We start from the raw sequence: 11,783 nt of genomic DNA, 5'->3' as shown, positions 1-11,783 counted from the left end.
GAAAAACATAAGAATAGACGGCTGTTTGGCATGCGCACCGAAAAGGTGCGCTTATTTTATTTATATTTCGGGCTTACTGATGACAAGTGTGTTATCTCTTACGAATGCGGACAAGGTTCTTAGTTTAAAGCGCAAAAGATAAGAAATGAAGTGACAAGAGACCAGTTTGTTAAACCTCGAGGAAATCTTCTAGATAGGAGCTTCTCCCATTATTCTTATTAATATGAAATGGAGTATATCAAACGGTTTATTTTTCAGAATAAATAACCTTTTTAGAAAATAACCTTGACAGGTGAAAAAGAGTGTTTTATTATTACGTTAATAAGACGATAGTTAAATAAACATAACAGAGAGGTGGATGGGATGGAGAGCGCCGAGATGTTAAAAGAAAAAGTGCGCAATGGATTTATGGTTGAAGGTTTAGACGATATGAATGATGAGTATTTAAAGGCTTTGAAACAAACTCTAGTGATTGTGGGCGATACAGAACTATTAAGTGTCCCCCCATTGTTAACGGTATACAATCAGGCTCCAACACTAAACAATAAAATAACTGCGTTGGCCATTATGCAGGATGAAATTGGTCATGCGCATATAGCTTTTCGTCTTCTGAAAGATTTGGGAGAGGATACTGACGAACTTCTGTATAAGAGAGAGGCAAATCGTTGGAAGAATCCTTATGCGTTTGATTTTGAATTATCAAATTGGATTGAGCTGGGCGTATTTAACGCATTGTTTGATCGGGCTGGATATACATTACTGGGTGATGCCGGAAAAAACACCTCATATGGACCATGGAGGCGTGCACTGGTCAAGGTGGACAAAGAAGAGTTGTTTCATCTCCGCAACGGTGAAATTATCATGAAAACAGCCATGAAAGATCCAGAACTCCAAGAAAAGGTCCAAAAGGCTGTAGACTGGATGTTTTTGATGGCTCTGGAATTTTTCGGAGTTGAAGACAGTCTAAAAAGCCGATCACAGCAATTGGAATATAAGCTAAAAGGGAAAACAAATGACGGACTTCGGCAGCAATGGCTTTCAACAGCTGTTCCATTTTGCGAATCTATTGGAGTAAAAGTCCCCGCACATTATGATGAAGAGCAAGAAAAATATGTGATAGATGTACCATTTCCTTGTAAGTTTGATGTCGAAAACAAAAGGTGGTTATTTGATCAGCCGGATACATGGCAGAATGTCATTAAAAGATTCAAAAGCCGAGGTCCGCAAAACCAACAATTTGTTGAGAGAATTCAGCGGGGAGCAGAAGAAATGGAGCTGCTGAGGAAAGAGGTGGTATAAATGGAAGCGATTGCTGACAATACCCAAAAATATTGGGATGTCCTAAAAGAAGTGAATGATCCTGAATTTCCAATCAGTGTAGTGGATATGGGATTGATCTATCGTATTCAAACAAATGAAGGCATTATTAATTTGACTATGACTTTTACAGCTGTTTCATGTGCCTGTATGGATTGGATGAAAGAAGACATCGAGGCACGCCTTCTGAAAGAGCCAGAAGTCAAAAAAGTGAACATCGAAGTGGTGTGGAGTCCACCATGGACAGTTGATCGGATGAGCCCAGAAGGCCGTGAAAGGATGAAACGATGGGGGGTCAGTTCAAGGTGAGTAGACAGCCAAATGAAAAATTAACATTTGACATTTTTACCCGAATCAAACGGGGAGATGACTTAGTTCAGATCGGTACTGTTGAAGCAGAGTCTCCAAAATTGGCTAAAGTATATGCTGTTTTTATTTATGACGAAGAGGACTGGACCGAAATGTGTGTGGTAGAAAGAGGACAGCTTCATTGGGCGAAAAAGACTGAAGGATTATTTGCCAAAAAAGGAGCGTAAGAAAAATGGCGGAAGATATGAGAAATTCAGGCTCCTTTATTGAGCTGTTAGAAACGATTGCGGATAATAAATTTATTTTAGGTGATCGGTTGGTTGAAATTGGAGTAAGCGGGCCGAACCTTGAAGCAACATTAGCAGCAGTTGCAATGGCGCAAGGGGAACTGGGGCATGCTCGGCTTTTATACAACTGGATATTCGAATTAAAAGGATTAAAGTCAAAAAAGCCAAATATAGAGAGGCAGACTGGTAAAGCATTTAAAGGTGTAGTAGAGACTCATAATTGGATCACCTTAATGGCATCACTTTATACAGTCGTTACGGCAGTGGATATTGTATTAAGTTCCATTTCGGAAAAAGGAAGCGATAAAACGGTATCCCGTGTTCAAAAGTTGATAAAAGAACAAAAAGAACATATCGTTTATGCGCAACAGTGGGCTCACCAGCTATTGAATGATCAAGGGGCCATCCCGATCACCTTTAAAGAGTCCTTGAATACCCTACTCCCTGAAGTGCAACAGTGGCTGAAGGAAGTAGAGACAACAGGAATAATGGATAGTTATTATATTGTTAACGACGTCTCTTTAAGCAGCCAGTTCGAAGAAGAATTAAACAAGCTAAATTTAGATGATCGGGCTGTCGTGTATTAAATCTAAGAAAAACTTATTGATAATTCTTAATGAACAAGAAATAAAGGGAGGAATTTATAATGACAACTAAAACAGAAACAAAAAAGGAAAATGTAACGGTAGTAAAAGAAAAAGGGATTGCGACAATCCATATTCATGTCAGTAAAACCAATGCGTACAGCTTGGAGTTCTATCAAGAATTAAATGCCGCGATTGATGAAATCCGTTTTGATAAGGAAATCAAGGTAGCTGTCCTAGTAAGTGATGTTCCGAAGTTCTTTTCCACTGGAGCAGACATTCATTTCCTGAAATCAGCTGATCCGCATTTCAAAACCCAGTTTTGTCTGCTTTGTAACGAAACGCTGGACAAAATGGCGCGCTCTCCGCAAATTTTTATTGCATGCTTGGAAGGTCATACAGTAGGAGGCGGCTTGGAGCTGGCTATGGGATGTGACCTCCGTTTCATGGGGGATGAAGCGGGACAAATCGGCCTTCCGGAAGTTTCCCTGGGAGTTTTGGCAGGAACAGGGGGAACTCAGCGTTTAGCCCGTCTTGTTGGGTTTTCCCGTGCTCTGGATATGAACATAACGGGGGAGACATTAACACCGCAGGAAGCCTTAGAGATTGGTCTCGTCAACAGGGTGTACCCTCAAACTGAAACAAGGGAAAAAACGATGGAGTATGCGAGAAAAATTGTTGAAAGTGCGACCTATGCTGTATCTAACATTAAGCTGTCCATCATGAATGGAAAGGAAATGCCGCTCAATGCAGCCATTCGTTATGAGGGAGAGCTCCAAAATCTATTATTCCGCTCAGAGGATGCAATGGAGGGGCTGAGCGCCTTTATTGAGAAACGTCCAGCTGATTGGAAAGGGAAATAATTGAACATCATATGAAAGTGCCCTTGAGCGCGGAGAAATAAGACGCTAACCGAGGAGACAGTTCTCAGTCACCAGAGGGAAGAGGCTTGTACCTCAAGAGAGGGAGGCGTTGCGACGTCCTGTCGCTTCGCTAGCACTAGTACTCTCCTATAGGTTGCATTTAGACAAAGAAAAAGCTTCCTTTGAATAAAAGTTCTACTTTCTATACTCAGGACCAATAAGAGCTGCCCAAAAGAAAGAAAAAGAAAATGGATTTCTTTTTAACTTCCTTTGTGCAGCTCCTTTTTCAACAAATAACATCTAGACCTACACATTACTCACTCAAACGTTAAAAAATAAACGGTAAGGTGATGATGAGATGGATTTGCGTGGGATTGACATGCCGTATAATGCTTCCAACCAATTTATTAATGAAAATATCAAATCCGGTTTGGAAGATAAGCCAGCTCTCTATTATGAAGGAGGGCAGGTTACATACGGGATGTTGCAAGATCGTGTCAACCAAGCTGCCAATATGTTCAATGAAATAGGTTTAGAAATGGAAGACCGGGTGCTGATTATTTGTTATGACTCTCCAGAATTTATTTATGCTTTTTTTGGGGCAATTCGCACAGGCATTGTTCCTATCCCTGTAAATACGATGATGCAGCCTGATGATTACGAGTATTATTTAAACAATAGCCGGGCAAAAACTTTAATTATCCATGAGATACTTTGGAGACAAATATCCCATTTAAGACAAAGATTTATCTTTCTAAAGCATGTTATCGTTATTTCAGAAAATGCGGGAGAACTCAGCGATGATACTTTAGATTTTCAACAATTATTGGATTCTCAAGAAATCGGCTTTCAATCACCATATACCTGTTATGACGATCCAGCTTTCTGGTTGTACAGCTCTGGGACAACAGGGGAACCAAAGGGTGTCATTCATTTACAGCATGATATGGAAGTGTCAACGAATAGCTATGCAAAGAAAGTGTTGAAAATGACTGAAAATGACCGCTCTCTTTCGGCATCTAAGCTGTTCTTCGCATACGGTTTAGGCGGAGGGATGTATTTTCCATTAGGGATGAAGGGGTCAACTATTTTGGTTAAGGAAAGAACGACACCTGATATTATGTTTCAAACCATTGAAAAGTATAAGCCAACCATTTTCTTCGGTGTTCCAACATTATTTGGGGCAATGATTGAATATGCGGAACAGAGCAGGAAAAGCTTCGATCTCTCGTCACTCAGAATTTGCGTGTCGGCTGGTGAATCTTTGCCACCAGTCTTTGCTGAAAGATGGAAAGAATTATTCGATTTGAACATTTTGGATGGGATAGGGTCGACAGAGGCTCTCCATATTTTTATATCCAATCGAATGGATGATATTAGAGAGGGGAGCAGCGGTAAGGTTGTCCCTGGTTATGAAGCAAAGATTGTCAATGAACAGGGGATTGAACTGCCTCCAAATGAAATCGGTGATTTAGTTATCAGTGGCGGTAGTATTGCAAACGGATATTGGAATATGCACGAAGAGAATAAACAAAAATTTATGGGGAAATGGTTAAACACTGGTGATAAATATTATATGGATGAAAGTGGATATTTTTGGTATTGCGGTCGTGCCGACGATATGCTAAAAGTCGGGGGCATTTGGGTATCGCCGAACGAAATTGAGAATTGCCTGCTTAATCACGAAGCGGTACTGGAGGCTGCTGTCGTAGGGGATACGAATGAAAATAATTTGGTGATCCCGAAAGCTTATATCGTTTTGAAAAAGGATGTTGTGCCATCCGATCAATTGGGAGAGGACATTCAGCAGTTTGTTAAAGGGACACTGGCTGGATATAAATATCCACGGTTGATTCAATTTATTGATGAACTGCCCAAAACAGCTACTGGGAAAATTCAGCGCTATCGATTGAGAGAGTTGGTCTCTTCTTAGTTTTTTGATTGAAAAAGAATTTAGTCGTTTAGTTGTATTTTTTATCTCATTGGTGAGGAATGATGACAACAGATGTTTCGTTCGATATAGCGGTGGAGCAACATGAACGATTGTTAACTTTTATGCAAGACCGAGGTTTTCCATTTCATGATATATTGTACACTTTATTATTCTTAACCTGCGATTTTTTGCCGGGATTGCGCTTAGTTCCTTATGGATTGTATGAAGTCAAAACGGATGAAATCCTTTTACCTGCAACAGAACCAACATCTGTATATGCGTAAGGAGAGCGGGTCCACTTCAATTCAATAATAAGTGGGGGAGGTACGAATATGAAAATGTATACTCTTGTCGATCAAGATACTTGTATTGCCTGCGGGGCTTGTGCGGATACTGCTCCTGATATATTTGCTTATGATGAGGAAGGTTTATCTTTTGTCATCTTAGATCATAATCAGGGCATAGCAGAGGTTCCAGAAGAGTTTCAGGATGACGTTGAGGATGCATATGAGGGTTGTCCAACAGAATCTATACAATTATCTGAAGAACCGTTTAAGAAGCTGGCAAAAAGCGGATGAACATAAGCCGAGGTGCAGGTGTGTATCTAATTGTCAGTAGAGAACAATTGATGTGACTGTTGGTTATGTTGAAATCGAAGGTTGAACATTCAGTCTGAAAGAGCTGGAGGAAGGTGCATGGAAATATAGGGATTTTTATAAATAAACAGTTCGGTGGATAATCCTTCCTCTTGATTTTTAGTCCTTTTTTGCTATAATATAAGCTGTATCTCGAAACGAACCTTTTTAAACTTCATTCCATGGGGATTCAACCCCCGGCTGAATAAAGTTAAAGCCTCCGGCGGATGCCACAGATTTTTAAAGGAAATTTATTGAGCGGAGCTCGATAAAATCTGGGCGCAAATACGTCAAGGTGCATTTGAATGGAAAAGGTTTTTCTCTTATCATGGGGACGTTTTGGATTCGACAGGGATAGGTCGAGCTTGAGTTGCGAGTCGAGGGGATCGTCCTCGTAAAAAACGTCAAAGCCAATAATAACTGGCAAATCTAACGATAACCTCGCTTTAGCTGCCTAATAAGGCCTAACGCGGATCCTCCCTCCATCGCCCATGTGGTAGGGTAAGGGTCTCACTTTCAGTGGGCTACGCCGGACGTCCTCCGCCTGGGGACTATGGAAGAGACTAATCAGGCTAGCACTTTGGAAGCCTGTCGATAGGCCGAAGAAGATGCGAAGCGCTAATATATCGACTATATTCGTAGAAGCTTGAGTGACGATATTCTTGGACGTGGGTTCGATTCCCACCGTCTCCACTTATCACTAATTAGCGTTGATTTGATAAGGTTTGTGTAATCGTGGTAACATTCGTGGTAACATTTAAGCCTTTTTGAACTGAACAATCTCAGCAAGCTTGAAGTCGTCTTCCATTTTGAGGACGGCTTCTTTTTCTGTGCTAGGGTAAAGGTGACTATAAGTGTTAAGCGTCGTACCCACATCTTTATGTCCTAACCTTTTTGCCACAACAGAAGGTATTGTGTTTCTGTTAATCAAATAGCTGGCATGTGAATGTCGAAAGTCATGCAACCGGATTTTTTTAACTTTGGCTGACTTAACATAAACATCATACTTTCTATCCAGAGTTGTCGTTGAAATGTGTTCGTGGAATTCCCCAAATACCACGTACGTCATTTTGGGATTAACATCAGCCTTAAGTTGAGATAACAATCTCATAACGTGTGTCGGCATCATGATTTTTCTTATAGAAGACGTCGTTTTTGGTTTCGTTACGTTTCGATTATATACAGTCTTGTCTATATTTATCATGTTATTATCAAAATCAACATCTCCCCAAGTGAGAGCCAGTAACTCACCTTTCCGCATACCGCTATAATAAAGCGTCATAAATAGAGCATAATACAATTGATCATCCACATGTTTAATGAAAGCTTTAAATTCATCCAGTGTCCAATAGTTAATGTGCTGATCTTCTTCGATGTCTACATTGCCAGCCAATCGTGCAGGATTGTCTTTTGTGTATTCTTGTTTTATAGAAAAGTTATAAACAGCAGACAACACTTGGTGTATTTTTTTGACGTGCGAGACAGCGAATTGGTCAAGTAGATCGTTTTGAAATCTCATAATATCACGTGATCGGATGTTGTTTAATTTCTTGTTCCCAAACTTTGGAATTAAGTGAGTTTCAATAACGCTACTTGTTTTCAAATATGACGATGCCTTTCTTCTTTTTTTGTACCATTTCAAATATTCCCTTGCCATGAATTCAAACGTAGGATTCTCTTCTTCAAATGATTCCTCATTTGCAATCACGAGTGCCTCTGCTTTTCTTGCTTCTGGCCGAGATTTGAACCCTCTTCTTTTTATCTGCTTCGTTCCGCCGCCTTTTTTAGGTACACGAGTTACAAAATAATAGGTTCCTCTTTCCTTGTCTTTATAGACAGGCATCTTTTTATTTCTCCTTTCTAAAAACAGACGGGTAGCTAGCCCGCCTGAGATTAAGATGCTTGGCCAAACATTTAATCTAACTCTACTAAGTACATAACTACTTTCCCATGAATTTTTAAATCGGAGTTGTCTTTTGTTGTTTCATAGTCGGAAAACATATCATCGGTTGAATCTGGTCTAAAGATAATTTTGTTTTCACGTTGATGAAACCTTTTAACAGCATAATCTCCACCATCACTATAGACAACGATGTCGCCGTTTTTTAAATCAGATAGTGGCACAGGCTTAACAGCAATCAATGAACCGTGTGTGATTACCTTATTCATGCTGTCACCATTAACCCGCATCATAAAGATGTCTTTTCTGCCTGCCCATTTGCCCATAAGGTTGTCCGGTATAGAGATGTATTCCAGATCGTCCTCATCTATGCTGTCTATGCACAGTGGAAGACCAGCTGAGATTCCGATAGGGTAGTATGGGTATTCGGTTGAGTTGACTACTGGTTCATCTTCCGATTCAATCAAAATATCAACAGGAGAAACATCTAATACACTTGCGAATTTAGGTATGTCGTCCATCGGAATTTTTCTTGTTCCGCTTTCGTATCTTGAGATAGTTCCTTTTGTAACACCAACCCTATTGGCGAGTTCTACCGCAGATAGACCCTTTCTTTCCCTTATCTTTTTTATATACTGTGCTATTTCAACTGAATTTCTCACACTATCACCTCCCTTCAATCAAATAATAACATGTTTCCTATTAGGAAACAATACTTCAGGAAAAATATTATTTTATTTGTTTTTTCGACAGATAGTTGACAAGTTGGAAACTTGGTATTATTATAGCCTTAACAGTAAACGAAAGTAGGTGAGAAAATGAAGTTCAATTACAATCGTTTGAAAGCAGAAAGAATTGCCAGAGGTCTAACTGTTCAAGAAATGGCTGACGTTCTTGGTATTTCTAAAGGTGCGTATTCCAAAAAAGAGAATGGGAAAATAGCTTTGACAGTGGAAGATTTCTCCCTAATATCTAACAAACTCGGAATAACAAGAGAGAAAATGGAGATTTTTTTTACTGAAATAGTTTCCGAAATGGAAACAGCGAAAATTTCGTAGTGATGGGGGAGGGGGTCTCATGATCCACAAACTTTATATCGCTCGCAGGGAGAAGGGGCTATATCAAAAAGATGTTGCCCGAAAAATTGGTATCCATCCGCAGACCTATCATGAAAAGGAATGCGGGAAAAAGGACTTTTCACTGCGGGAAGCAAAAGCGCTAGCCAATTTATTCGGCTGCACTTTGAATGATTTATTTCAAGATTAAAAAGGAGGTCATCCAAAAATGAACGCAACCGAAGCAAGAAAACTAGCCGAGAAAAATGCTGACAGGTTAGCAGATCGACAATTAGAGGAAGCCATCACAAGTATGGAAAAAGAGATTCGGGAGAATGTCGAGCTTGGTTTTTTTGGAGCAAGGATTGATGTCCAACCAAGTGAGCAATGGGACAAGTATAACTGCACTTTACGCTTCGAGAACTTCTTTCAGACCAGGGGATTTGTCTTTGAGTGTGATCTATGGGGCACAAGTCTTGTACTAATTTGCAAGTGGTAAAGGAAGGTGAAATGAAAGTGGCAAAAAGCAAACTTGGAATACTTCAAGAGGAATTGAGAGATAGGTACCAGATTTTAAAAGAAGATATTGACGATTCACATACTGGCGATGAGTACGATATAGAAGCGCGCAAAGAGCAGTTGTTGGAGATTAAATTCTTGGAAAAAACCTTGAATCGTATTTGGGAGATAAAAAATTCTTAATCTAGGAGAGTGAACCAAATGTACCTTAATCCAGTGGCTTTGATTTTCCTTGTACTGCTCTGCATTTGCGCTGGAAGTCTGTATGTCACTTTCTTAAACGAGGATTGAAAGGGGTGAGCGAATAATGCAGATGGATTTATTCCGAGAAATTATCGTTGACAACTTTGCCGGAGGGGGAGGAGCTTCCGAAGGAATTGAAATGGCAACGGGGTTAAATGTTGATATAGCAATAAACCATGATCCAGCTGCTATTGCAATGCATAAGGCAAATCATCCGGATACAGAGCATTATTGTGAATCGGTTTGGGATATTGAACCGAAAGAAGTCGTCAAAGGTAGAAAAGTTGGATTATGTTGGCTATCACCGGATTGCCGTCATTTCAGCAAAGCAAAAGGCGGTAAGCCTGTTAGCAAAGAAGTTAGAGGCTTAGCATGGGTGGCAATTAATTGGGCAATTAGAGTAAGACCAAGAGTCATTATGCTCGAAAATGTAGAAGAGTTTAAAACCTGGGGGCCGTTAAAAATAAACGCAAAAGGCGAATGGGTACCTGATCCTGATAAAAAAGGTATGACGTTCCAGTCATTTGTTAAATCTTTCAAAGCGTTAGGTTATAAGGTTGCTACGAAAGAATTAAGAGCTTGTGATTACGGCGCACCCACTACTAGAAAAAGATTGTTCTTGATTGCTAGGTGCGATGACAAACCAATCATATGGCCTTCCCCAACTCATGGAGAGCCGGACAGTGTAAATGTTCAGCTTGGACTTAAAAAACCGTACCGGACAGCAGGCGAAGTTATCGACTGGTCTATCCCGGCACCGAGCATCTTCACAAGAAAAAGACCTTTAGCTGAAAACACAATGAGGCGGATTGCAAGAGGGATTCAAAAGTTTGTGCTTAATGATCCAAAGCCTTATATCGTCCGAATTGGACAAACGGGTTTCGGCGGGGATCGATTGCAATATGAACTTGATAGACCACTAACTACGATTACAACAAAGGCAGAACATTGTCTAGTTACTCCATTTTTATCAACTTATTACACCGAGACAACGGAAAACGGTGTGAGAGGGCAATCGATAAAAGAGCCAGTTGCAACAATACCAACAGCAAATCGTTTTGGCTTAGTGACAGCATTCATCGCACAGCACTTCAAAAGCTCAATTGGACATAGAGTAGATAAGCCATTAAATACAATCACAACGGTGAATAAGGCAAGTTTGGTGCAAGCATTCTTGTTGAAATATTACGGGCAAGGAGTTGGACAATCTTTAAACGATGCGCTCCACACCATACCAACTAAAGACAGATTTGGCCTAGTAACTGTAGCGGGCCAAGATTATCAAATTGTCGATATTGGAATGAGGATGCTTCAGCCACATGAATTATTTGCAGCACAGGGATTTCCAGAAAACTATATCATCGATCGAGATCACCAAGGGAAAAAGTATCCGAAATCAGCGCAGGTGGCTCGTTGTGGTAATGCTGTACCTCCTCCGTTTGCAAAGGCATTGGTAAGGGCAAACTTGCCGGAGTTGTGTTCAAGAAAACCAAAGGTTGCAGCTGGTATTTGAAAGGGGTGAAACACATTGATCATCAAAGCGAAAGATTGGAACTCATTTGATAAAGAGGATAAAGCCTTACTTATCTTTGGAATGGCGATGCAGTCGTTTGGAAGAAATTTACGCAGAAAAAAAGGCCACTCTGCCAAGTGACCTAAAGAAAAAACTGTGATCCTAAACATTATACCACGGAAGGGGCTTTGATTAAATGGCGCAAAAGTCAATTGATCTTCCGTTGAGCGCATTGGCCAACGGAGCAATCCAAGAAAAGTTGGATGGTGAATTAAAGAAAGTCTTTGATAATATCCATGACCCGAATACAAAGGCAGAAGATAAGCGAATTGTCACAATCAAACTGGAATTTGTTCCAGATGAAAACCGTCAAACCGTAAAGCTCAATTCAAATATATCCGTCAAGCTGGCGAATGTTCGTGACGTTGCTGTAACTGTCTTAACAGACAGAGACTTGTCCAATGGAAAGATTGCTGCTAAGGAATTGAAGTCAAGTGTACCTGGACAAACCTACTTTGACGATGATCTGACACCTAGAACAGATGTAGGGGAGCCAGTGGATGTTATAGAGCAAGAGTTGGATAGAAAGAAAGTCATTAATCTACAAGCAGAGAGAGGGTAATGA

The 11,783-nt window shown here is 40.3% G+C and carries 16 protein-coding genes, 1 other RNA gene and 1 pseudogene; 16 read left to right on the top strand and 2 right to left on the bottom strand.

The genetic code is table 11. The annotated features are described in order from the left end of the window. Positions 1–363: 363 nt before the first annotated feature. From H9631_RS12330 to ssrA, 9 genes and pseudogenes are all read left to right on the top strand, one after another. On the top strand, positions 364–1,299 hold the full coding sequence (locus H9631_RS12330) for a Phenylacetic acid catabolic protein (protein WP_191813210.1): 936 nt from the start codon (positions 364–366) through the stop codon (positions 1,297–1,299). Further along, positions 1,300–1,626, top strand: a complete 327-nt coding sequence (locus H9631_RS12325; RefSeq protein ID WP_191813208.1) for a metal-sulfur cluster assembly factor — start codon at positions 1,300–1,302, stop codon at positions 1,624–1,626. It abuts the gene before it with no gap. Then, entirely contained in the window at positions 1,623–1,853 is a 231-nt protein-coding gene (locus H9631_RS12320; RefSeq protein WP_404801740.1) for a hypothetical protein, read from the top strand. Before H9631_RS12325 ends, H9631_RS12320 begins: the two co-directional genes overlap by 4 nt. Before the next feature lie 5 nt (positions 1,854–1,858). After that, positions 1,859–2,500, top strand: a complete 642-nt coding sequence (locus tag H9631_RS12315; RefSeq protein WP_191813204.1) for a Phenylacetic acid catabolic protein — start codon at positions 1,859–1,861, stop codon at positions 2,498–2,500. 59 nt (positions 2,501–2,559) lie between these two features. Further along, positions 2,560–3,360, top strand: coding sequence for an enoyl-CoA hydratase/isomerase family protein (locus H9631_RS12310; protein WP_191813202.1), 801 nt, complete (start codon positions 2,560–2,562; stop codon positions 3,358–3,360). Between the two features lie 358 nt (positions 3,361–3,718). Further along, positions 3,719–5,293 carry a benzoate-CoA ligase family protein gene (locus H9631_RS12305; RefSeq protein ID WP_191813200.1) on the top strand — a complete coding sequence of 525 codons (1,575 nt, stop codon included), beginning with the start codon at positions 3,719–3,721 and terminating at the stop codon, positions 5,291–5,293. A gap of 56 nt (positions 5,294–5,349) precedes the next feature. Next, positions 5,350–5,577: pseudogene (locus H9631_RS12300) on the top strand (adenine deaminase C-terminal domain-containing protein); the annotation flags it as partial. A gap of 48 nt (positions 5,578–5,625) precedes the next feature. Further along, positions 5,626–5,871: a ferredoxin gene (locus H9631_RS12295; protein ID WP_191813198.1), complete on the top strand. Its 246-nt coding sequence runs from the start codon at positions 5,626–5,628 to the stop codon at positions 5,869–5,871. Between the two features lie 387 nt (positions 5,872–6,258). Next, positions 6,259–6,624, top strand: a transfer-messenger RNA (tmRNA) gene (gene ssrA / locus H9631_RS12290). 61 nt (positions 6,625–6,685) lie between these two features. Here the strand turns inward: ssrA and H9631_RS12285 are convergent. Next, entirely contained in the window at positions 6,686–7,771 is a 1,086-nt protein-coding gene (locus H9631_RS12285; RefSeq protein WP_191813196.1) for a tyrosine-type recombinase/integrase, read from the bottom strand. Positions 7,772–7,842: 71 nt separating this feature from the next. Then, the gene (locus H9631_RS12280; RefSeq protein ID WP_191813194.1) at positions 7,843–8,490 is read right to left on the bottom strand and encodes a LexA family protein; all 648 of its coding nucleotides are present in this window, start codon (positions 8,488–8,490) and stop codon (positions 7,843–7,845) included. 156 nt (positions 8,491–8,646) lie between these two features. On the opposite strand from H9631_RS12280, the gene H9631_RS12275 reads away from it, so the two are divergent. From H9631_RS12275 to H9631_RS12250, 7 genes are all read left to right on the top strand, one after another. After that, entirely contained in the window at positions 8,647–8,886 is a 240-nt protein-coding gene (locus H9631_RS12275; protein ID WP_191813192.1) for a helix-turn-helix domain-containing protein, read from the top strand. 19 nt (positions 8,887–8,905) lie between these two features. Next, entirely contained in the window at positions 8,906–9,094 is a 189-nt protein-coding gene (locus H9631_RS12270; protein WP_191813190.1) for a helix-turn-helix transcriptional regulator, read from the top strand. An 18-nt stretch (positions 9,095–9,112) separates the two neighbouring features. Beyond that, a complete protein-coding gene (locus H9631_RS12265; RefSeq protein ID WP_191813188.1) occupies positions 9,113–9,382 on the top strand; it encodes a hypothetical protein in 270 nt (89 codons plus the stop codon). 11 nt (positions 9,383–9,393) lie between these two features. Further along, positions 9,394–9,585, top strand: a complete 192-nt coding sequence (locus H9631_RS12260) for a hypothetical protein (protein WP_191813186.1) — start codon at positions 9,394–9,396, stop codon at positions 9,583–9,585. 124 nt (positions 9,586–9,709) lie between these two features. Beyond that, positions 9,710–11,158: a DNA cytosine methyltransferase gene (locus H9631_RS12255; RefSeq protein WP_191813184.1), complete on the top strand. Its 1,449-nt coding sequence runs from the start codon at positions 9,710–9,712 to the stop codon at positions 11,156–11,158. Positions 11,159–11,173: 15 nt separating this feature from the next. Further along, positions 11,174–11,299 (top strand): hypothetical protein, encoded by a 126-nt coding sequence (locus tag H9631_RS22600; protein ID WP_263600715.1) that lies wholly within the window; start codon positions 11,174–11,176, stop codon positions 11,297–11,299. A 55-nt stretch (positions 11,300–11,354) separates the two neighbouring features. Then, positions 11,355–11,780: a replication terminator protein gene (locus H9631_RS12250; protein WP_191813182.1), complete on the top strand. Its 426-nt coding sequence runs from the start codon at positions 11,355–11,357 to the stop codon at positions 11,778–11,780. Positions 11,781–11,783 lie beyond the last annotated feature (3 nt).

It is taken from the genome of Bacillus norwichensis, from assembly GCF_014836955.1.
Classification (GTDB): Bacteria; Bacillota; Bacilli; order Bacillales; family Bacillaceae_C; genus Siminovitchia; species Siminovitchia norwichensis.
This window is presented reverse-complemented; position numbering and strand designations above follow the sequence as displayed.